Origin of the sequence: Desulfamplus magnetovallimortis (assembly GCF_900170035.1) — a bacterium.
GTDB lineage: Bacteria > Desulfobacterota > Desulfobacteria > Desulfobacterales > Desulfobacteraceae > Desulfamplus > Desulfamplus magnetovallimortis.
Map to the genome: position 1 here is coordinate 162,271 of NZ_LT828545.1, position 21,880 is coordinate 184,150.

A 21,880-nucleotide genomic window follows, 5' to 3' on the forward strand; every position below is an offset into this window, starting at 1 on the left:
CATGTTTACGTATCAATCATCCCCAAATATAAAAATAATAGTCATTTTTCATAATCAGGGGGGGCGCCGTAGAGACAAGGCATGCCTTGTCTCTACTTCCATGATGGCTTAGTAATAGGGTTTAATTAACTTCCCCAAACTCTCCCTCGCAAGTCTGTGAGAGGGGGGCTTGGCGGGTGATGTGAATGGGCAAGTTTATATGAAAGTCTCAGTAATTGGTTGTTTTTAAAACGACTTTCATCTTTTCGATTGTGGCTATCATCAGCCATGTACGTTATTAAAAATCAATTCCTTAATGGTTAAAACTTCTAATAACTGATATCAATAAGTGATATGAATGATACCAACAAATGATATAAAAAAACGGGAGAGTATATTTTATGATTTTACAAGGTAAACTGTATGCAGAAACTCCAATTTATCAGGGTAATGCCAAAAAGACCATGTTTACTCGTGATGGTGACGGTAAATACAAGTTGGTTTCCCTGGCTGGTGAAATTGAAGGCACCGCACAGGCTCTGATGGATGCATTTACAGGCCAGTCCCGTAATGGAAAGAATATAGGACTTCTCGAGAGATTGTGGAAACGTCTTTACGGGGAAGATATGCCAAGGGGACTTGTCAGGAATGTTGAGTGTAAGCTTCGGGAAGAGTGCTATCCCCGTGATAAATTTTTTGATATGCGAATGGGAATCAAGCTGGATGAGGACAGGTGGGCTGCAGAATCCAATGCCAATTACAAGATGGAGGCAATTTTCAAAAACTCTGTATTCAATTTTTCCATGACCCTCAATGACTCAACACTTAAAAGAGATAACACCACGGAAAAGCTCTATTTTCTCCTTCAGGAGATTATGGAGAGCCGCTTCTGGTTTGGTGCAGGCAAAAGCAAGGGCCTTGGAAGAGTAAGGCTTGAGGCTAATCTCCCATTTGAACCCAAAAGTGTTCCAGTGCTTCACAAGGATGCAAATCATCTTAGAATTGATTTCTCCTTTGACTCCAGCAATCCGGTTCTTGTTGGATGGAATTGGGGAAAAGTGGATCCACACACACCGTCATTTCTATCCATGGACGCAGGTCTTTTACTTGAAAACATGACAGATATTCCTTCCGTAATCAGGGAACGGTTGAAAATGTCCATTGGTGGTTCCATTCTGAATCCGGATGAATGGAAAAGCAAGTTCTCCGAGTATTTTCCAAGGAGTGTTGCCATATGGCTAAAAGAGGAGTCCGAGGCCGAGATTGATGCCTGGATGCTGCCTTCGGCTTCCCTGAAGAAGATGTCAAAAGGAAAGTACGCCATCAATAAAAAACTTGCGGCACAGCTTACCCCTTTAGTGGATAAACCTTTTCCATCCAAGGAAGAAGCAGAAGAGACCTTTACAGAGATTGCCGGCAAGACAGCAGCCAACATGACCAAAAGAATTCTTAAGGAGCTTGTGCAGGAGAGGCAGCTTCAACAGAGTTTAAACCAAAAGGCGTGGCTTTTGATTGCAGAGAACTTTGGTTTTGACGACAAGCTTGAGTCAAAGGTTTCAGACGCTATTCGTGATGAAGCAGCATTGACAAAGATTATTGCCCCGGCATGCAAAAATATTGAAAATCGACTTTTTCAGCAGGTGGATCAGCAACTTAAACTTCTTCAGAGTGACAGTTGGGTGGATGTTGAAATCCAGAGCCGTGAAGAACACCTGAAAATTAAAAACATGCTTTTAGATGGCAAGATTGGGGAATCCCAGTGGTCAAATCCACAGATGCCACCGGAAGGGATAAAGCTTTCATCATGGAAGGATTTTTTAAGGGATCACAGCAGGGTTGCATATCGTCATATGTTAAATTCCACGAACCTAAGAAAAAGTATCACCAATGATGAAAACCAGATAGATTTTCTCAAGGCTCACAGAGATAAGACCAGGCTTGAGCTTGCAAAGCCGGAGCATATTGACTTCCGGTCAGGTGGCCCTTCCGGTCGCCATATATCAAAGGAGTATGGAAAACCCTATGACACCGTTTTTATGCGTATGCTTTCATGGGCACCATCTCAAAAGGAACAGGGCTCATGGGAGATTTATATACCAGGGGGTACAATAAAAGGGGCATTTCGTAAACGAGCTTCCCAAATGCTTAAGACGTTGTGGGGAGAGACCAAAAAAACAGCCTTTATTCTTGATGATCTCTTTGGTGTTCAGGGCAAAAGGGGAATGGTCTTTTTTTCTGATGCCTATCTTGTGGATCCGGATGATTCCGGTAACTGGTGTTCCATGGATGGTGTAAGAATGGATCCTGCCACTGGCCAGCCTGTGGAGACATCAAAGGCTGATTATCTTTTTGCCTATGGCGATAAGCTGAAATTCAAATTCCAGATTGATATTCAGGATATTAACACAAAAAATATGCCCGCAGTTTCTGTCTTGTTTCACCTTATTAACGATTTTAGGTTGGGTGATATTCCCCTTGGAGGCGAAAAAACAAGCGGCTTTGGCTGGGTAGAGGCAAATATTGCAAGGCTTCAATGGCTTGCTCCTGGTAGTAACGGGATTCATCAGAAACTTTTTAACAATCAACCATTGACATCATCGGGACTCTGGCAGGTACTTGACAAACGCGGTGATGAGGCCGGAAAATTAATTACTAACATAGATCCGATATTGCCTGATTCTCAATACACCAACAATATCCCCCATGCTCCCGGAGCAGGTTTTGTTTCCCACAGGGCATTTGGCGGATACTGCGGTCAACTCACTGTTGAGGCAAAGCTTCTGACACCCATGAATATAAAGGAGAGTGGAGAACCTTCCTTTAGTGTGGAAGTCGCTGGTGAACGTCTAAATGGTCATGATTTTTATTCCATTTCACCCCCGGAAGCGGGCCAAAGGAGTGCTAATGCAAAGATGACATATGCGCTTCCTGGACGCAGCGTCAAAGGCATGGTTCGTCATATATATACAATTGCCAGCAACTCCCATGCTGAGAGTATGGATATCTCTCGCCTTAATCCTGTTGACAGTCTTTTTGGATGGGTGGGAAATGGCCCCAATCAGGCGCTTATGGGACGCCTGGTCTTCGATTTTGCCAAGTTTGAAGAACCTGAACTTGGATGGTTTAAAGTGCCATATCCCTATGGTGAATGGCGTTATGCTGATTCAGGATGGCAAAAAAAAGCCGGCGGCCATGCTGCAATGCATCTTGTGGCTGACAAGTGGCGAATCTTTTCCCATGCTCCCCTTGCGCCGGTTGTGCAACAGATGGAAACCTTTGCTCCTGACGAGGTTAATGCAAGGTATTTCAGGGCAATGCTTCCAGGCAACAAGGCCCGTTTTACAATTCGTTTCTGGAATCTTGAAGAATCAGAGTTTCACCGTCTCCTTTGGTCCCTTGAGCTGGAGCCTGGTTTGGCTCACAAGATGGGTAATACACGTTATCTGGGTTTTGGAAGCCTGAGATTTTCCATTCTTCCCGAAAGTTATCTTATTGATTGGACAAAACGGTATGCTGACAACTCCATGAGCAATTGGCGTATTCCCCTTGACATTGATATGAAGGCGGCCATCAAAAGCGTTCAAAATTACTCTGCACTTAAAAAGGCTTTAAATGCTGAACACATTTGACTGGATACGCCGTAGCAGAAGTGGTGCCGAACTCATGGCAACCCTGAATTATTTCAGAAAATGTAAACCGGATCTCTTTCCAGAGGAGAAATCTCTGGCGAATGCAGTTACGCTTTTTGATGTGCCATGTAGTCGTTGCTGGATTTATCCTTGTGAGGATCCTGACGGAGAAGCTTATTGCAGAATATGTAAGAAGATAGTTACTGCTTCAAGGAAAATGGGACACAGGTCAAGGCATTCTGTAGTTGTATGGGGATATGTGAATCAGATCCCCAAAAATTTGGAGTCAGGAAAAGGTTTCTACTCTTCTGATATAGTTGGGGCATATGTTCATGATGACTCCCACTTTATGCTGGTTCTTGATCGTTATAAAATAAAGCCGTGGCTACAGGAGCTGCTACTTTATCATGGTGCTGATTTAAAGGGGCTGCTCCAGATATTTCCCACAACGGGAAAGAGTGCAAAGGCTGAAATGAGTGATATAATCAATAGAGCCATCCACCAGGATTCAAGGTATCCCATGGATACTCTGAGAGTCCGTTTTTTTTCAAGACCTTATCAGGTCTTTTCTCCACGTGAAAGAGATAATGCAGGAATATTGACATTTAGTGTCATGGAGTTTCTTGAATTGCTGCAGATGGCTTTTATTTTTCGTTCGCTGCTTCGTCCTGAGGATCAAGACCTTTTGAGGGAGTTAATCAATCTTGACAACATCACAGACGGACGTTTTCAATGGAGCCGTTTTGCGGCAACCCTTAAGCCGGAAGCAAGGGATATGCTTAACTCCTGGAATATTCGCACGTGGTCTGAAAATCAGATTATCCTGTTATATGAGCTACTTGATTATGTTGAATATGTCTTTTGATCTGATTCGTTATCTTTTTGTACTTGAAGTAAACTCCACCCTTGTATGGCTTCCAAAGTGGCCTGCAATGGAGTTGTCCCTGCTTCTGGGTGAGGTTATTGCCGACGCTCTGCCCATTGTGGATGCTCGGGCATGGAAGAAGAGTCTTTCAGCCTGGCACTCATACTGCTCTGATGTTGCCAGGAAGAAAGCATCTGTCAAGTTTGTAAACAGGAATCCATGGCCAATTGATGCTGTTATTTTCTGGTATCCTGCCAAAAGATCCTACGGTAAGGGCGAACGCATTCTTTTTGAACTTAAGCTTCTTGGCCGTTCCGCAGATCATGAACTGTTTGTTGAGGTAATTCTTCCGGCAATGGAGCAGATTGCAATGAATCCTTATATCGGTACAAAATATAAAAATTCTCTATGGGGACATTTTGATATAAGTTCTGTTTACTCTGCCCGTGGCTCTTCATGGAAGCCGATTCTGAAAAACGGGAAACTGGATTTAAGGCGAAAGATCATTTCTTCCCAATGGTCAAACGGCCTGAAGTTTGGACCAGATTCATTTAATTCCCTGGACAGGATAAGATGGCTTTCTCCTTTTCTTGTTGCGCCTGCCAGCAACAAAGCAGGTAGAACCGGCAACAGAAAATCCATGCCTGTTCCCCCGTTATCCAGCATTCTGGAGGCTATAGCTGAAAGAGTTTGTTATGTAACTCTTGGGAAATATTCAACGGCCATGGATTTTTTGAACAGCATTGAAAAAGATGAACTTGCCTCCTGGAGAGAGGCCATGAAATATGCAGATAGTAATTCTATCTGTCGTCATAATATTAAAAAATCATCGCAGCTTTTTTCAGGTTTGAGAATGGGTTCCCAGACATTTAAAACACCTGTTCATGAAACATTGATACCTTTTTTGTCGCTTGGTTCCATTCTTCATATAGGAGAATATACCCATTTTGGATGCGGTACCTATACTATGGTATGATTATTGTGCTTATTCAAGTATTTTCATTATTAAGGGATTAACCTGATTTTTAAATCATGTTAACCCTTAAATCCTTTAATCAGGGGTCAATATCTATCTTGGAAAAACAAACAGATTAAACGGTCATGGCCGGCATTAAGCCCCCCCCGAATATTAAAATTTGTATCTATTTCCACGGTAAAGCAGCTAAGGAGAATTAAGTATGCAAAGTCCTCCGGTTATAGGGATTCTTCCAGTAGAAGAGATGGTTGCCTATGAGGAGTTCACAGATCGTGTGGAAATACTTCGTGCGCTTGATGGTTGGGTAAAAAATATTCAACGTATGGCATCACCAAGTACTGCCATAATTGCTCCCAGAAGAATGGGCAAAACAGTACTGCTGGATCGACTTGTCAATACAGTCTTCTTCAAGTCTGAATATAAAGTCGCCCCCTTTTATTTTCGCATGAAACGGGAAGAGACCACTCTGAAAAATTTTTTACTTGAATATGCCACAACCTTTTTCAGGCAGTATATAGCTTATTGCCTTCAAGACCCCATTCTCTATGCTGATCAGAGAGTAAAAATAGAACAATTATTAGAATATAAATCTGAGAATAATGCTGTAGTTATGGCAAAAGAGTATATTAAAGGTTTTTTGAATAGATTCAATGATACAAGTTATGATGATATAAGAAATCAATGGGATGGTTTCATTAAGGTGCCTGAACAGTTAGCATCGTATTCTGGCACAAGGGTTGCTGTTATAATTGATGAATTTCAGGACATGAAATTTTATATTCATAATGTAGATGAAGAGTCATTGAAACAGATAAGGGAAGAGAGGGTAAAAAAGCCTTATCTTGAGGGAACCGACCTGACAGCCACCTATGATCGTCAATCACAAAGCCGAAAAGCCCCCATGCTGGTATCAGGTTCTGCCGTTACACTGGTATTCAGGACAGTAATGGGTGGTCCCCTTGGCGGCAGATTTGATTTTTCGTATCTTAAACCATTGTCTGTCCCAGATGGAGCAGCCCTTTTGAGGCAACTTCTTGAGATTTATCTGCCTGACACTGAAATAGGTTCAGAGAATGCATTGTATGCAAGTACTCAAGTTGGCGGCCATCCCTATTATCTCTACTGCCTTGCGATGTCAAAGTGTTCAAATAAATCATATGATAGTAGAGAGAATATTGATCGTATTATTCGATATGAAATAGAGCAGGGGAAAATCTATGGTTTTTGGCAGACCCATTTTGAGGATAATCGCAGAATAATCAACGGAGATTCTGAAGCAGATGAGCCAATAGGGCGAAAGATAATTTATTACTTCACCAGGTACAACAACAAACCTGTTGAGATAAAAGAGATTGCAGATAAGCTGAAAGTTTCAAAAAAGAGGGTTGAAGCGAAGATAGAAAAGCTCTACCAGGCGGATCTTGTGTATAGAAGTGCAGCAAGGTTTTACACTTTTAATGATATATGTCTGATGCGTTTTATAAAATTTGTGTATGAAAAGGATATAGAAGATGTAGAGGAGATAGATCTGAGTCAGCAGAACCTTTTTAATACACTAAAGGGAAAGTTCCTTGAGATGGTTGTCCAGGTGACCATGATGAAGTTTAATAGTGGTTCAATGGGTGGAGAATTTTTTGGTAAAAAAGGCGAAATTGAAATGCCGCTGTTTCAGTATGTTGATACCAAAACAGTAAAAGGGTCAAAAACGCCTCAATATCAGATAGATGTCTATGGAAGGGTTAAAGGTAAAGAGAGGGTCTGGATCTGTGAGTGTAAATACACAAAGAAAAAAATGGGTATGTCCCAGGTTAAAAAGATTGAGGAAGCAGGGGAAGTCTTGAGGATTCAATCTATGGAAGAGGGTGTTTCGGTTCCGGAAGTGACCATATGGCTTGTCTCCACCGGAGGATTCACAGATGAAGTAATGGAATATGTAAAGGATCGTGATGATATTCTCCATTCAGATCATGAAGGAATTAATGGGATTTTCAGATTTTATGGAGGAAATTATTCCATTCCGATATTCAATGAATCATAGAATTTATATGAAAGTCTCCGTAACAGCCTGTTTTGAAAATGACTTTCATCCCTTCGATTGTGGCGGTAATCCGCCATGTACGTTATTAGCATCCCCCATATCACATCAACGTATTTTACCTTTTTTTGAGAAAGAATCCTTAAAATAAAGGATGATCCTCTGGAGAGTTTAAAACTGTAATGGTAAATTAAGCATGCCGAATTATTACCTTTATCTTTTCTCCACAGGACTCTACTGCCATGATCTGGCTGATTTTGTTGCAAAAAATAATTTTATTTTGAAACGTACAATGTCAAACAGGTATTTAGCAGATAAAGGTAATATAATGCCGGCGGCGATATAGACTATGCGATGGTAGAGACTTGCATATTTGATAACTGGAAATGAAGCAAGTTCATGGAGGGGGAGATGGTAAAAGTAAATCAGAAGAAGAGATACAGGTTTGAATGCCAGAAAATGGAGAGCCAGTATTGCCATGGTATTTTTTCCTGCATACTCTATGAATCTTGACAATTTTATGTTTCTTATCACGGGAGCTTTCTTTGCAATGTATATATTTAAATATGTTCCTGCCAAGCCGCAAATTAAAAGAAAAGGCGGATTAATATAACTTCTGTTAACTATAACAGGGTAGCCATATTTTGTGCATAGCATAAGTGTAAAGAGAGATGACAAAGCCATATATATATTGATGGGTATTCTGTTTTCATATTTTCGATAGATGTACCCTGAATAGAAAAAAAGTACAAAAACAAGAGAGATATCAAAAAAAGATTGCAAGGTGACTTTTATAAATCCCAGGTAGTTGCCATATAAAAACAGTGAAATAACAATGAAAAATCTTATGGATTCTATTGGTTGGGAAGATTTGTTAAAAGTATTGACTGTAGGGTTATTTAAAGTATTGTCTATCGGGTTATTTAAAGTATTGTCTATCGGGTTGTTTAAAGTATTGTCTGTCGGGTTGTTTAAAGTATTTTCTATCGAGTTCTTTGGAACTTTCTTTATTGATTTGTTAAATTGTGCAATTTTTTTCAGGATTGAACTTACAAGGCAGAAAAGAATTGCTGCCAGAAATATGGCGCAGACATACCACATTGCCCCTGCCATTTGAAGATTGGGCTGAAGTCTCATAATCTGGTAGAGATAAGCTCCAAATCTCTCCCATGGAATAAACTGTGTCTCTTTATAGATGTGTAAATTTACAAAAACATTATTGAGACAGAGAAATATTGAACAGTATGTAATAAGAGGGATATAGAGGGATATTATACGTTTTTTTATGAAAAGGAGGGGATTATCTGAATATTTATCATTATAGAAGTAACCGGATATGAAGACAAACATCTGCAAAAAAAATGATATTGCAAAAACATTTATCTTCATAATCCCAAAGCCTGTATGCCAGATCAACAGGTATATTATTCCCAGCACCTTCATGTAGTGCATGTAATAGGTGTCTCCATTATAAGGTGTCACGGAGTTGCTATCTTTTGGGCCAGCATCTTGTGCAATCATTTTTTGCTTTCTCTCAAAGAGCTTAGAAAAAGTCCAGTGCCTCCGAAGGAGAGTATAATAATTACAATTAGATCAAAGGCTGTCATGCTTCTGAAACCGATTCTCAATGTTGAGATCACTCCAAAAATAAGGGAAGCAAGTGAACCCAGGGCCACAGCCCATCCAATATAATTTTTGGAGTTGTAAAATATCATTCCGATGCCCAGAATAAATGGGATGAGAATCATTCCACTTGTTATGCTGAAAGAACTCCCCATTACACCAAATCTGTATATGCCAAGTCCAAGGTGAAATCCTGATCTTACTGTTATGGCATTAAGCAGCATGTAAAAACCTGCACACATCATTATAAATCCAAGAAAAAATCGTCCTGCCCCGCCTGTTGTGCCACCTGCACCCATTTTAAATCTCCTTTTTGTTGATTTTTTTATATGAAAGTCTCGGTAAAAGCCTGTTTTTAAAACGACTTTCATCTCTTCGATTGTGGCGGTCATCAGCCATGTACGTTATATCATACGATAGCTGTAAAAAATAACATATCACACTATTCAAGTAAAAATATTTCTGTTGACTTTTTTAATCATTTTTATCCTGTATGCATAACTTTTGATATATTATGTGTCTTTTAAGATAACATTAAGTCGTTTTTGTTTACTTTTTTCATCACAGCACAGATTTTTTTTGTTGAATTTTGTCAACTTGTTGTGCAGTAAAAATATTGCGGTGTTTTTAGAGATCTCTTGATGTGTGCAATAAAAAAGTTGCATGTGCATTTTTTTTATTGCGCTTGATAGATTGGAATTTATGTCAGGGCATTACCTGACAATGCTGTATAAATGAAAATAATTTTCTATAAAATCAAATGGTTAATTTTCTTTAGATGTGATTTTCATAACAGTGGCATGTACCTTGCTGATATGGAAATACTTAAAACGAATTTTTAAAAGGATAATCATAATTTAAAATAATCATAACTTAAAAAATGAAAAACGACACTGGAAAGGCAAAGGGAAGAGACAATGACAGAAAAAGTTGCTTACAGTATCTGCGGCATGTGTACGGTAAGATGCCCCATTAAAGTGAGTGTTAAAGATGGACAGATAGCCTTTATTGAGGGTAACCCTCACTTTCCTTCAATGAAAGGGGCTGTCTGCCCGAGAGGTGCTGCCGGAAAGGCTCTGATTAACGATGATGAACGTCCCCAGACACCCCTCATTCGTACCGGAGAAAGAGGTGAGGGAAAGTGGCGAAAGGCAACCTGGGATGAAGCCCTTGACTATGTGGCAGATGGTCTGAATCGCATCAGTGAAGAATATGGAGCCAGAGCCATAGCCCTGACAGACAGGGGAGGCCCGTTTAGAGATTTCCATCGTGCATTTTTAAGAGGCATCGGTACACCAAACTATTGCAATCACGACTCTTCATGCGCCAGAAATGTACAGCACTCTGCCCTTTCATTAACAAACATGGGTCGAAAGGCTGTTGAGTATGATCTGAAGAATGCCCGTCATGTTGTGTTGCAGTTGAGAAATATCTTTGAGGCCATAAATGTACAGGAGGTCAATGATCTTACCGATGCCCTTGAAGCAGGTTGTAAATTGACAGTTATAGATATAAGAGCCAATGTCTCTGCAACCAAGGCAAGCCGTTACATGCAGATCCGTCCGGGAACCGATTATGCCTTTAATCTTGCCGTAATAAACAGGTTGCTGAAAAGAAAACTCTATAATGCAGAATTTGTACGTCATTACATAGACAATCTTGGTGCACTTGAAGAGTTTGTAAGGCCATATACACCGGAGTGGGCTGAAAAGGAGACAGGTATTCCTGCAACTGATCTTATGGCGTTTGTGGATGAGCTTGCAGCAGCACAACCTTCCGTGATCTGGCATCCTGGCTGGATGACCGCACGCTACAAAGACTCCTTCTATGTCTCCCGCACCATCTATATCATCAATGCTCTTCTTGGCTCCTATGGTGCCAAAGGAGGCCTTCCCTTTGTAAGCAAACCCGGTGATGTCGGGCGCAAGGGCCTTAAAAGTTTCATGGATATCTATCCAAAACCCAAAGAGAAAAGAGCTGATGGCGTGGGATGGAAATATCCCCAGTTTGAGGATGGTCCGGGCCTTGCCCATCTTCTCTATAAGGCAATGGAGACTTCTGATCCATACCCTGTAAAAGGTTACATCGCATATCGACATGACCCTCTTATGGCTTTTCCTGATCCTGATCATATGAAAAAGATATGGGATAAGCTTGATCTTCTTGTCTCTGTAACCTTTAGCTGGTCTGATACTGCATGGTATTCAGATGTTGTTCTGCCACTTTCTCCCTATCTTGAAAGGGAGAGTATTATTGCCACCAAAAATTCTTTGAAACCCTATTTCTTTGTGCGTCAGCGTTCTGTTGAGCCAAGGTATGACTCGCGTGCTGACTGGGAAATTATTAGCGGCCTTGCAAAGAGAATGGGATTACCTGAGCTTGTCTTTGATTCTGTTGAGGAACTCTGGAATTTTCAGCTTGAAGGAACCGGAATGGCCATTGAGGATTTCAGGGATTCAGGCATTGTCTCCATTGCAGATGAGCCAATATACAAGAAGTTCGGGGAGTTCAAGTTCAAGACAGAGAGCGGCAAGATGGAGATAATTTCTAAAAAACTTGAATCATGCAATCTACCTTCACTGAAACCATATGAGTCGCCCATGTCTCCGCCTGAAGGCCAGTTTCGTCTCACCTTTGGAAGATGCGCTGTGCATACACAGGGGCATACAGTAAATAACCCAATGTTGTTTGAGCAGATGCCTGAAAATACCCTCTGGATTAACCGTAAGGCTGCTGAAAAATTGAAAATAAGTGATGGAGAATATGTTGAAGTCGGTCAGAATGGTCATCGTGAGACCATCAAGACAAAGCTGACAGATGCCATTCATCCGGAGGCTGTATTTGTGATTCATGGCTTTGGCCATAAACTGCCGGTGGAGAGTCGGGCATTTGGCAAGGGCCTTGCTGACAACCGTTTCATGCTTAGGGGTATGGATGTATGGGATCCTGCAGGTGGTGCTGTGGCCTGTCAGGAGCATTTTGTCTCTGTCTCAAAAATCGGTTGATTAAACTTGATAACGGACATGAGAGATTCATTTGTCAAAACGAAGTGTGAAAATGATGATATATCAGTATCTTATGAAGGATTTCTTGTAATCGTGCATGATTACGTATCTATCACTGCCCAAATGTAAAAATGATAGTCATTTTCATGGTAAACGATCATGGCGGCATTCAGCCACCCCCGAATATGGAAATTTGTATCCATTTCCACGGTAAAAGAATAACACAAAATCAGCAGCTTTGCTGTTGTCTTAAAATCATTCCGGAGGCTCTTGGATGAGTAAATATTACCTGTTTCAGGATGTCAAGAAATGCATTGGATGCAGTACCTGTGAAATTCAGTGCAAAAATAATAAAGAACTGCCGCCTGGCCCCCGTCTTTGTCAGATTATTCAGGTGGGACCAAAGTTTATTGGAGAAGTGCCCAGGGCATCATTTATTTTTATGTCCTGTTTCCATTGCGAAAATCCCTGGTGCGTTGCAGCATGCCCCACTGGTGCCATGCAGCAGAGAAGCAGAGATGGCATAGTCTTTGTGGACAAGGATTTGTGTGTGGGATGCAAAACCTGCATTTCCGCATGCCCCTGGGGTGCTCCCCAGTGGAACCAAAACACAGGCAAGGTGGAAAAGTGCGATTACTGCAAGGATCGCCTTGATCAGGGGCTTGAGCCTGCATGTGTCTCCACCTGCACCACCAATTGCCTGAAGTTTGGAAGAGTGGAAGATATGACCCAGATAAGAAGGGAGCGACATGCAAAATATATAGCTTCCCTTGAAAATTCAGCGTTTTAATCTCCTTGTTACCCATACATGCAAGATCGTGTCTGCATGCAGGCAGCAGTGGAATACAACAAATTTTAAGGAGGTGACATGGCTGAAATTTGCCCTGTCCATGGAACTATTCTCTATCTTTCGGAGCAGATAGATTCCGGGAATATCAAAGAGCCCAGAATAAGACGTATATCAGAGCATATTCTCAAGTTGCTTGAGGAGATTTCCAACGGTCACGCAGGCAGCGATCATCTTTTTGCCATTGATGCCCTTGTGGAAGAGTATTTCGAAAATTCAGGAAAAAATGGAGCAACTTCCCCCATTGCATCTGAATCTGATCTCCCTTCTTCAAGAGGCTTTGGAGTGTCTGGTGTTCAGCTTGGAGAGTATCTTAAATCTGTGCTTTTAAAGGAGAGAGAAATCTTTCAAAGCCATCTTGAGACCGGAAACTGCGCATCAATGGACTGTATCCGCCTTGCGCCATCTCCATGTCAGATGGCGTGTCCCGCTGGAATCGATGTTCCCACCTATTTAAGTCTTATCGCAGATGGCAGGGATGATGAGGCCATAGAGGTTATAAGAAGAGATAATCCTCTGCCATGGGTATGCGGTCTTGTCTGCACCCGTCCCTGTGAGATGATGTGTGTTCGTGGACGCATTGATACACCTGTATCTATAAAGTTTCTAAAGGCATTTGCAGCCGAAAGGGCAATGTCCCACGGAAAGTATGTCAATCCACCGTGTAAGCCCCTAAATGGTAAAAAGGTTTGTGTTGTTGGTGCAGGGCCTGCTGGGTTGTCTGCTTCCTATTATCTTGCCCTTATGGGATATCAGGTGAGGGTTCTTGAGGCTCTTCCGGTGCCTGGCGGTATGCTCATGGTGGGTATTCCAAGGTATCGTCTCCCAAGGGAGGTAATTGACAGGGAAGTTGCCATGATAGAGTCCCTTGGTGTTGAGTTTTGTTTTAATACCCGATTTGGCAAAGATATAACTCTTGATTCTCTTAAAAAAGAGGGGTTTGAAGCTTTTTTCATAGCAATTGGAGCGCATAAGGCATACACGCTTGGCCTTGAAGGAGAAGAGAGGTATTTCGGCAGGGGTGTTTATGATGCTGTCTCATTTTTAAGAAGGGTTGCACTTGGAGACAGAAAGGTTCCGGGCCGAAAAGTTGTGGTAATCGGTGGTGGAAATGTGGCCATTGATGCTGCCCGTACATCTTTGAGGCTTGGAGCTGAGTCGGTAACCATTGCATATCGAAGAACGAGATCTGAAATGCCGGCAGATATTGAAGAGGTTGAACATGCAGAAGAAGAGGGCGTCGAGTTCTCATTTTTGACCATTCCAACCGAGATTTGTGGCGATGAACCGTTAGAGAATGGGGAAGGTAAACTTCAAGATAAAGTCTCTTCTGTCGGTGAGTATGGGGCAAATGGAACCAGAAGTGGAAATTCTGGCGCTAATGAAAACCTTGCAGGTAAGGTAACCGGCCTTGCATGTGTTCGCGGAGAGCTTGTTAAAAAAGAGGGAAGCGACCGGATGTATCCTGTCCCTGTTGAGGGCAGTGATTATATCATGGATGTGGACGCAGTTATCAGTGCCATTGGTCAATATGTTGATGTAGATGAGATAAAGGATTTTTCAGGCGTCAAATGGACCCGTCGCGGAACCATTGAGGTGAGGCATGCATGCATGGAGACAGGCGAACCAGGTGTCTTTGCAGCCGGTGATGCTGTTACAGGCCCGGCAACGGTTATTGAGGCCATAGGTGGCGGCAAGCGTGCGGCAGAGGCAATTGATCGCTACTTTAACAATATGCCCCAGCCAAGGATTCCCAGCGTGCCGACAAGGTATAGAAGGGAGATTCCAATTGAGATGCCGGCAAGCACCAGAATGGTTTTGAAGCGCCCGGAAATGCCAATGCTCAATATTGATCGCCGTCGTGTCACGTTTCAGCAGGCAGAACTTGGTTATACCGAAAACATGGTAAGGGAAGAGGCAAGGCGATGTCTTCGCTGTGACATATGCCGAAGGTGTGGAAAGTGTGTGGATGTCTGCCGTGACAAGATGGGAATCGGGGCACTGCATTTTGGATATATGGATTTTGACCATCCAGGAGAGAGCGATTTCAGAAAGACTGCTGAAACCTGCATCACCTGCGGCGCATGTGCGGCCAACTGTCCTAACGGGGCAATTGTCATTGAAGAGAGAAATGACGAACGTCTTCTAAAATTGTGTGGAACCATATTGAACCGGCAGAAACTGCTTTATTGTGACAACTGCAATGCAGTTCTTGGCCCTGCCAAGTATCTTGATTATGTGGAAAGCAAAACTGCGGGTGTAGCAGGTAAGGTTGGGCAGGGCAGGCGCCTTTGCAGCAGTTGTGCAAGGGAGCAGACTGCCGGTTTCAATGTGGATTCTCCAGGAAATGGAAAAGGAAAAAAGCTTCCTGCAAGTTTTGTGTAATCAGAAATAAGTCTGAAATAACTACCCCAGACTCCTGCACTGTCAATACTTAATTTAGGGTTATCTGCAACGCTTAATTTTAGGGCTATCTGCAACGTAGAGACAAGGCATGCCTTGTCTCTACAATTAACCTAACCCCAATTTTTAGCTTTGGCAATGCACTCCCCTCTTTATCGTGAAAATGGATATATATTTTCATATTTGGGGGGATTGCATCGCAGTCATGTCCGTTTATAGTCATGGTATATTACAAACTGAAGACGGATAGAGTTATTTTTAAATATCTTTATGGAACAAGGAGGGAATGCCATGCAGTTTCGCAGAGGTCAGAAGATAGAGGTATTCCGGAAATCGGAAGATGAGGCATGGGAGTCCTATATGGACGATTTTATAGGTATCCACGGTATGGTCACTGATCCGGATACAGCTATCAACGATCCTGATGCATTGATTGAGGTAAGTCTCCAGGGCATGGGAACCCACCGTCTTCCCCAGGATTGTCTAAAAACAATTGAATGATGAACTTCAGACAGTCTCTAAAAATTGGACTCGGTACGCTGGATATGCAAAAAAAGGAACATTTGTTTTATGAATTGGCATTTTATTTATGATGTGTTGAATTAAATGGCACTTGGAAAGGTGATAAAGATGATTTTAATGAGGTGGCTGTAATGCTTGTAAAAGATTTGCTTCTGAATGAGAAACAGCAGGTACATTCTCTGGATTGCTGTCAGACAGTGGCTGATGCCCTTAAGATTATGTCGGCATATCATGTATCAGGTTTATTGGTCATGGATGGTAAGAGCATTGCCGGAATATTTACAGAGAGGGATCTGCTTCGATGCCATGTGATATTTCCAGATACCCCTGTAAAGGAGATTGCGCTTGAAAAGGTTATGTCCAGCCGCCTTGTTGTTGCAGAGCCTGAGGATGAGATAAAGGATGCAATGGCAATGATGATAAAGGCTGGAATTCGCCATCTGCCGGTGGTTTCAGGTGGAGAGATCCGTGGAATTCTCTCCATTGAGGAGCTTGTGAAATCCCATGTAGGTGCTCTCACCCAGGAACTTCATTACCTGCAGGATTATGTTTCAGATCTTCAGGATGCAGTTAATGATTGATGAACACTTCAAAAATTGGAGTTCAGTGTTCAAAAATCGGAGTTCAGTATTTTTTTAGCTATAACATGGGGAAATTATCCGGGAGCTTTAATGATGGCCAGAGATATAAACATGGTTGAGATAACAGTAGATGATACAACCATCATGGCAAAAGAGGGGCAAAGTGTTCTGCAGGTTGCAAGGGAACATGGGATCAGGATTCCGCATCTCTGTTTTCATCCGGCATTGAAACCTTCGGGGTCATGCAAGTTGTGTGGAGTTGAGGTTGCTTCCCGCTCAGGCAAGTCAGTTATTATGCTTTCATGTATTTTGAAGGTTAAGCAGGGGCTTGTAATCCAGACAGCAACAGAAGCAGTACAGCAGGCTAGAGTAAAGGCATTTAATAAACTGCTTCAGATGGCTCCGGACTCCTTTCGCATACGTCAGATTGCAGCAGATTTCAATGTAGATGTTATTCCACCGGCAGATGGCTGTATCAGATGTCGGCTCTGTATAAGGGTCTGCAATGATGTTATTGGTGCCAGGGCATTGAAGATGGAGACTGTCGGAGAAAAACGTTTTGTAATGCCCCAGCCTGGCAGATGCCTTGGTTGCGGTACTTGTGCAAATTTGTGCCCAACCCGCCTCATACATGTGGAAGATAAAGATGGTGTAAGAACAGTATCCATCAGGGGAGAGACCATTGGTAAATTGCCTTTGGTCAGATGTGAAGGGTGCGGTCAGATGTATGTTACTTCGGATTTTCTTGATCATGTGGCATCTGCAACTTCTGACCATCCCCATGTAAAGGTTGAACACAGGTTTTGCAAAACATGCGTAAAGCTGCTTTCTGACAAGACAAAAACAGCAAACGTAAAAACAAGGTAATCAAAAGAGTGTACCCTTTTTGAAATACTCTCATTTTTATACTTGGGGGCGATTGATACGCAATCATGCCCGTTTAATTAGTTTTTAATTTTTTTGTCACTATTAACCATAAAACCTTAAATATTTTTAGGAAAAGGAGTGAAATGATGATTAATCAATCCAAATTTTATCTTGCAACTGCCTTGATGATTCTGCTCTCTTTTGTCACAATGGCACTGGCTCAGACAGGAGCTGAACTTACAACTCCGGATATGCCGGAAAAGATGAAAACAGCAATTGAAAAGAGTCTTGAAGATGAGGCATTTGCGGCAAAAACCCAGGCTACCATAAAACCTGGAGAGCCAACCGGATTTCTCGGGATTCCCGGGGCACCCAACCCAAGTCTTTTACTTGGTTTTCTGTGGGCGATCTGGGTTGGCTGGATCTTTTCAACTGTCGGAGCATTTGGAGGCATCATGGCCGGTGTGGGGCACATCACCATCTTTGGTCTTGCTGATTATGCCAAATCCTTTGGAAAGGGCAATCCTGTAAACAATCTTATTACAGACTCCATTCGAGTATCTAACCAGTGGCTTGTGGGATTGAGTGGTGTTATCACTTCCTTTAACTACTATCGTATGGGGCGTCTTGTGGCTCCCCTTGGTATCTGTCTTGCCATAGGTGGTGTGGGAGGCTCATGGCTCGTTCCGGAATTGACTGCCGGAAAGGTCTCCCTTAAGGACTACATCGGCTATTTTGGTCTTATTGTTTTTGTGCTTGGATTTTTCCTTGTATATGAAATGACACCAAAGGGTGCTGCCGGAAAAAAACAGGCAAAAGCTGCTGCACAGGCATTTGAAAAGGCAGCAAGGGAAAAGACAGATACTTCTGATCAGGGCGTAAAGATTGTTGAAGGCTCCTGGACATTCATGTGGATTGCCCTTGTAACAGTTGTGGCATCAGCTCTCTGGATCAACCTTATACCTGTGGCAAGATGGGTTGCCTATATTCTGGTCATTGTGGGATGGGCCTTGACATTCATGATCGGCACAATCCGGTTTACATTCTTTGGACAGGAGTTCAGCTTCAAGGCGTATGTGCCCATGCTTGGCGGTATCACCATAGCAGCTCTTGCATCCTTCCTTGGTGTGGGCGGAGGCTTTCTTTATGTACCGTTCCTTACATCTGTGGCAGGACTTCCCATGTTTCTGGTTGCCGGAACATCTGCTCTTTGCGTACTTGTGGGCATGATAGTCTCCATATTCTCTTACATGGTTGGTAAGGGCGTTGTCATCTCCTGGGCATTTATAGGTGCTGAGCTTGTAGGTATTTTCATCGGTTCCATGATCGGCCCAAGAACATCAAAATATATCCCTGAAAAAGTACTGAAGATAATATTTATCGTCCTTGCCTTTTATGTTGGTATTCGTTACACTTCCAAGGGCTTTCTGGGATACAGCCTCTTGCCGCCATTCTAATTGGCAGCAAGATATTAAAACTTTAATTGCCTAATTTGGCATGCTTCATTTCCCAGTTTACACTTTCCTGAGAGAAAGCTCTGAGTGGTGGGAATCTCTCACAACAAAGTGTAAAGTTCTGTTGGGTTCATATGAAGGATGCCCCTAATTTAACGGCAAAATCATCCCTCCCTCTCCAGTCATGGAGAGGGGGGTGAGTCAGTGGGCAACTTTTTTTAAGTCTGATTTCTTAATTGGAGCAATTATGGATTCTGCACATCTCATTTTAAAGACCATTGATCCGGTGTTAATTTTTCCTTACCGATTTTTTGACAATCCCATGACAGGCTGGTTTTTTGGAACATTTTGCCTTGCTGTATGGTCTGTTGTTATTGGGGAGTTGACAATGATGGTTGCCGGAAGGATTAACCGCAAGGCTGTTTCCGAGAACCTTGAGGAGACAATCTATTACCATGAGCAATCCATGAAAGCCAAGCAGGCCGGAGATGAAACAGCATGGCACGGCATCAACAAACTTGCCAACGAAGCCTATGGAAAATCTTTTTTCCTTTTGATGGCAATGGGAATGGCTGCCCTTTGGCCTGCTTTTTTTGCTGCGGCATGGCTGGATTCAAGGTTTGGGGAGTTGCGCTTTGTTTTACCAGGTTGGGCTGGTGGCCTTGACTTGAGTTTTCTTGCTCCTTTTATTCTCTTTTATATATTTCTGCGAATTGGGTTGGGACATGTCAAAAAGAGCTGGGTTTCAACGCAGAAGTTATCTGAAAATTTTGATGGGTAGTGATTTGCTAAGATGCACAGTGGGCTTGATATTTTGCTGCCTCTTCTGCTGTCTCTTTTTTTTGCCTGTCCCTGCTTTTGCCACACAGATGCACAGCTCATCTGAAGGTGTTCTCGTTCATCAGCTCGGCCATCTGTTTTTTCTCTTCTCAATGGTTATACTCTATTTCACCATTCAGGGAAAGCAACTCCACGATGAAAAAGGTTGGAGATATATTCAGTTTTCTGCTCTTTTCTTTGTGTTGTGGAATCTTGATGCCCTTACTGTTCATTTCCTTGACAACCAGACCCATATTGTGATTCCCCATATTCGTTCAATCTGGGAGATAGAATTTGATCTGTCCAAAAGCTCATCCCAGCTTGCCATGTTTTACTATTTTTTGAGGCTTGACCACCTTTTATGCCTACCAGGAATGATTTTTCTGTGGCGGGGGCTTGCTCTTTTGTTGAAGCAAAATGAACAAGAACCATTATCTCCGGTTGATAGTAACGATCACTTACCTTCTAAACTGCCATTGCCGGTTGGGGTTTCGGCAACCTTAGATCATGAAAACGGAATGTTTTTTCAAGATAAAGATCCCCAAAAAACCGAAAATTTGAGGAGCTGAAACATGACAGCATCCTATTTCCCGATACTTGCCGTGGATGTGGTCGGCTCCCTTGGCATGATTCTTTTTGCTGTTCTCTCCCTTGGAAATGCCAAAAGTCTTAAAGCTAAAGAACCGGATAATGTTATTTTTTTATATCTTGTGTGGTTGTGTTCAGGATTGACAATCTTTGCACTTTCACGATCTTTTGGGCATATTTTCCGGCAGATCCTTATACTGACAGGCTATTCAGGGATGTGGGCATCCATAAGTCCCTACAGCGGCACCATAAATACGGTCTCTTTCATGATTGTGGGTTCAATAACGCTTTTTTTCAACCAGAACTGGAAGATTAACATGAAAATTCTATCCAGTGAAAAAGCGTTGAAAGATACACATCTAAAACTTATCCAGCTCAATCAGACCCTTGAACAAAAAGTGGTGGAACGCACTGAAATGCTTACCACATCCGAGCATAAGTGCCGCCGGATATTTCAGCAGTCCTTAGATACTATTCTTGTAACTGACAGCAGATGGAAAATTTTGCAGATAAATCCTGCCGGCGAAAAAATGACAGGCTATCAGCGTGATGTAATGCTTGTAAACAACTGCACCATGGATCGCCTTTTTGCATCAAAGGATGAGTGGAGCCGTATCCGTGGCCTTATTGAGCAGCATGAATATATCCTTAATGAAGAGACCTATTTTTTGCGCTCCAACGGGCTATCTGTCTATGTAATAATTACAGGCGGTGTTGATTATGGTGCATTTGGATGTGAAAAAACATTTCATTTTATCATAAAGAACATCAATGAAAAAAAAGAGATGGAGCAGCAGATAGCCCAGGCTGACAAGCTTGCCGCCCTTGGAGAGCTTTCAGCAGGCGTTGCACATGAGATCAACAATCCGCTTGGAGTGATTCTGGGTTATACCCAGCTTATGCTCAAGGATAAAAGGGTGGAAAAAGAGTGCCCCCATATCCATGATGATCTCAAGGTGATAGAACGCCATGTCAAAAACTGCAAGACAGTTGTGTCGGATATGCTCGCCTTCTCTCGCAAGGGTTCTGTCACCCAGGGCAGAATTAACATGAACCAGGTTGTGGATGATGTTGCCAAATTTTTGCGAAATCATTCCGATTTCAGGAAAATTGATGTAAAACTTACTCTTTCCTCTGAGCCTCCGCTTGTGGTTATGGGAAATGAGCAGGAGTTTCGTCAAGTGCTCATAAATCTTATGATCAATGCCTGCCATGCAGTGGATAAAGATGGGCAGATTGAGATGACAAGCTCCCTGAATGATAAATCTGAGGTCGAAGTTGGTGTCAGGGATAATGGACGAGGAATCAGTCGGGATAATCTTGCAAGAATCTTTGATCCTTTTTTTACCACAAAACCTGTGGGGCAGGGCACAGGCCTTGGGCTCTCTGTTAGCTATGGAATTATCAAGAAACATGGTGGTAGAATTGAGGTCGAGAGCCTTGAAAATGAGGGATCTCTTTTCAGGGTGGTGTTGCCTCTGTTTGCCGGAAATTAGAGGATACCATATTTACTCAAAATCGACACCTATGATCTTGTAAGCCTTGTCAACACTGTCTGAATCAGGATTCCCAAGATTAACAGGATAAGGCAGGATTATCTATCCTGAGCATCCTATCCATCCTGGTTATCCTGGTTCAGACAACTGCAATAACTTCTAAAAAAGCAATAAGATGTCGATTTTGAGTA

The 21,880-nt window shown here is 42.4% G+C and carries 16 protein-coding genes; 14 read left to right on the forward strand and 2 right to left on the reverse strand.

From position 1 onward, the window contains the following. Positions 1 to 380: 380 nt before the first annotated feature. The 4 genes from cas7-11i to MTBBW1_RS12395 all read left to right on the forward strand — a co-directional run bounded on the left by cas7-11i (position 381) and on the right by MTBBW1_RS12395 (position 7,487). Complete coding sequence (cas7-11i, locus tag MTBBW1_RS12380; protein WP_080804072.1) at positions 381 to 3,608, forward strand: type III-I CRISPR-associated gRAMP effector Cas7-11i; 3,228 nt, start codon at positions 381 to 383, stop codon at positions 3,606 to 3,608. Then, positions 3,592 to 4,473 (forward strand): type III-I CRISPR-associated protein Cas10i, encoded by an 882-nt coding sequence (cas10i, locus tag MTBBW1_RS12385; protein ID WP_080804074.1) that lies wholly within the window; start codon positions 3,592 to 3,594, stop codon positions 4,471 to 4,473. Before cas7-11i ends, cas10i begins: the two co-directional genes overlap by 17 nt. After that, positions 4,454 to 5,449 carry a type III-I CRISPR precrRNA processing endoribonuclease Cas6 gene (cas6, locus tag MTBBW1_RS12390; RefSeq protein WP_080804076.1) on the forward strand — a complete coding sequence of 332 codons (996 nt, stop codon included), beginning with the start codon at positions 4,454 to 4,456 and terminating at the stop codon, positions 5,447 to 5,449. Before cas10i ends, cas6 begins: the two co-directional genes overlap by 20 nt. A gap of 202 nt (positions 5,450 to 5,651) precedes the next feature. After that, on the forward strand, positions 5,652 to 7,487 hold the full coding sequence (locus tag MTBBW1_RS12395; RefSeq protein ID WP_080804078.1) for an ATP-binding protein: 1,836 nt from the start codon (positions 5,652 to 5,654) through the stop codon (positions 7,485 to 7,487). Positions 7,488 to 7,718: 231 nt separating this feature from the next. Here the strand turns inward: MTBBW1_RS12395 and MTBBW1_RS12400 are convergent, their stop codons facing one another. After that, positions 7,719 to 9,005, reverse strand: a complete 1,287-nt coding sequence (locus tag MTBBW1_RS12400; protein ID WP_080804080.1) for an acyltransferase family protein — start codon at positions 9,003 to 9,005, stop codon at positions 7,719 to 7,721. Continuing rightward, a complete protein-coding gene (locus tag MTBBW1_RS12405) occupies positions 9,002 to 9,406 on the reverse strand; it encodes a hypothetical protein (RefSeq protein ID WP_080804082.1) in 405 nt (134 codons plus the stop codon). Before MTBBW1_RS12405 ends, MTBBW1_RS12400 begins: the two co-directional genes overlap by 4 nt. A 618-nt stretch (positions 9,407 to 10,024) precedes the next feature. Here MTBBW1_RS12405 and MTBBW1_RS12410 point away from each other — a divergent pair. From MTBBW1_RS12410 to MTBBW1_RS12455, 10 genes are all read left to right on the forward strand, one after another. Next, positions 10,025 to 12,112, forward strand: coding sequence for a molybdopterin-dependent oxidoreductase (locus tag MTBBW1_RS12410; RefSeq protein ID WP_080804084.1), 2,088 nt, complete (start codon positions 10,025 to 10,027; stop codon positions 12,110 to 12,112). Positions 12,113 to 12,386: 274 nt separating this feature from the next. Beyond that, positions 12,387 to 12,902, forward strand: coding sequence for a 4Fe-4S dicluster domain-containing protein (locus MTBBW1_RS12415; RefSeq protein ID WP_080804086.1), 516 nt, complete (start codon positions 12,387 to 12,389; stop codon positions 12,900 to 12,902). 78 nt (positions 12,903 to 12,980) lie between these two features. Next, positions 12,981 to 15,344, forward strand: coding sequence for an FAD-dependent oxidoreductase (locus MTBBW1_RS29540; protein WP_080804088.1), 2,364 nt, complete (start codon positions 12,981 to 12,983; stop codon positions 15,342 to 15,344). Positions 15,345 to 15,653: 309 nt separating this feature from the next. After that, positions 15,654 to 15,863, forward strand: a complete 210-nt coding sequence (locus MTBBW1_RS12425; RefSeq protein ID WP_080804091.1) for a hypothetical protein — start codon at positions 15,654 to 15,656, stop codon at positions 15,861 to 15,863. A 152-nt stretch (positions 15,864 to 16,015) separates the two neighbouring features. Then, positions 16,016 to 16,465, forward strand: a complete 450-nt coding sequence (locus MTBBW1_RS12430; protein ID WP_080804093.1) for a CBS domain-containing protein — start codon at positions 16,016 to 16,018, stop codon at positions 16,463 to 16,465. A gap of 90 nt (positions 16,466 to 16,555) precedes the next feature. Next, complete coding sequence (locus tag MTBBW1_RS12435; RefSeq protein ID WP_245809364.1) at positions 16,556 to 17,332, forward strand: 2Fe-2S iron-sulfur cluster-binding protein; 777 nt, start codon at positions 16,556 to 16,558, stop codon at positions 17,330 to 17,332. Between the two features lie 143 nt (positions 17,333 to 17,475). Next, positions 17,476 to 18,789 carry a sulfite exporter TauE/SafE family protein gene (locus tag MTBBW1_RS12440; protein ID WP_245809365.1) on the forward strand — a complete coding sequence of 438 codons (1,314 nt, stop codon included), beginning with the start codon at positions 17,476 to 17,478 and terminating at the stop codon, positions 18,787 to 18,789. 244 nt (positions 18,790 to 19,033) lie between these two features. Further along, positions 19,034 to 19,567, forward strand: a complete 534-nt coding sequence (locus tag MTBBW1_RS12445; RefSeq protein WP_139786757.1) for a hypothetical protein — start codon at positions 19,034 to 19,036, stop codon at positions 19,565 to 19,567. Positions 19,568 to 19,586: 19 nt separating this feature from the next. Continuing rightward, positions 19,587 to 20,174, forward strand: coding sequence for a hypothetical protein (locus MTBBW1_RS12450; RefSeq protein WP_186441242.1), 588 nt, complete (start codon positions 19,587 to 19,589; stop codon positions 20,172 to 20,174). A gap of 3 nt (positions 20,175 to 20,177) precedes the next feature. Further along, positions 20,178 to 21,689 carry a PAS domain-containing sensor histidine kinase gene (locus MTBBW1_RS12455; RefSeq protein WP_080804097.1) on the forward strand — a complete coding sequence of 504 codons (1,512 nt, stop codon included), beginning with the start codon at positions 20,178 to 20,180 and terminating at the stop codon, positions 21,687 to 21,689. Positions 21,690 to 21,880: the final 191 nt, after the last annotated feature.

What these genes read in the sequence shown, in the direction of transcription:
- MTBBW1_RS12405 (WP_080804082.1), bottom strand. Translation starts at nt 9,406, where the DNA reads ATGGGTGCAGGTGGCACAACAGGCGGGGCAGGACGATTTTTTCTTGGA.
- cas6 (WP_080804076.1), top strand. Translation starts at nt 4,454, where the DNA reads ATGTTGAATATGTCTTTTGATCTGATTCGTTATCTTTTTGTACTTGAA.
- MTBBW1_RS12395 (WP_080804078.1), top strand. Translation starts at nt 5,652, where the DNA reads ATGCAAAGTCCTCCGGTTATAGGGATTCTTCCAGTAGAAGAGATGGTT.
- MTBBW1_RS29540 (WP_080804088.1), top strand. Translation starts at nt 12,981, where the DNA reads ATGGCTGAAATTTGCCCTGTCCATGGAACTATTCTCTATCTTTCGGAG.
- MTBBW1_RS12415 (WP_080804086.1), top strand. Translation starts at nt 12,387, where the DNA reads ATGAGTAAATATTACCTGTTTCAGGATGTCAAGAAATGCATTGGATGC.
- MTBBW1_RS12455 (WP_080804097.1), top strand. Translation starts at nt 20,178, where the DNA reads ATGACAGCATCCTATTTCCCGATACTTGCCGTGGATGTGGTCGGCTCC.
- MTBBW1_RS12425 (WP_080804091.1), top strand. Translation starts at nt 15,654, where the DNA reads ATGCAGTTTCGCAGAGGTCAGAAGATAGAGGTATTCCGGAAATCGGAA.
- cas10i (WP_080804074.1), top strand. Translation starts at nt 3,592, where the DNA reads ATGCTGAACACATTTGACTGGATACGCCGTAGCAGAAGTGGTGCCGAA.
- MTBBW1_RS12410 (WP_080804084.1), top strand. Translation starts at nt 10,025, where the DNA reads ATGACAGAAAAAGTTGCTTACAGTATCTGCGGCATGTGTACGGTAAGA.
- MTBBW1_RS12400 (WP_080804080.1), bottom strand. Translation starts at nt 9,005, where the DNA reads ATGATTGCACAAGATGCTGGCCCAAAAGATAGCAACTCCGTGACACCT.
- cas7-11i (WP_080804072.1), top strand. Translation starts at nt 381, where the DNA reads ATGATTTTACAAGGTAAACTGTATGCAGAAACTCCAATTTATCAGGGT.
- MTBBW1_RS12435 (WP_245809364.1), top strand. Translation starts at nt 16,556, where the DNA reads ATGATGGCCAGAGATATAAACATGGTTGAGATAACAGTAGATGATACA.
- MTBBW1_RS12430 (WP_080804093.1), top strand. Translation starts at nt 16,016, where the DNA reads ATGCTTGTAAAAGATTTGCTTCTGAATGAGAAACAGCAGGTACATTCT.
- MTBBW1_RS12445 (WP_139786757.1), top strand. Translation starts at nt 19,034, where the DNA reads ATGGATTCTGCACATCTCATTTTAAAGACCATTGATCCGGTGTTAATT.
- MTBBW1_RS12440 (WP_245809365.1), top strand. Translation starts at nt 17,476, where the DNA reads ATGATGATTAATCAATCCAAATTTTATCTTGCAACTGCCTTGATGATT.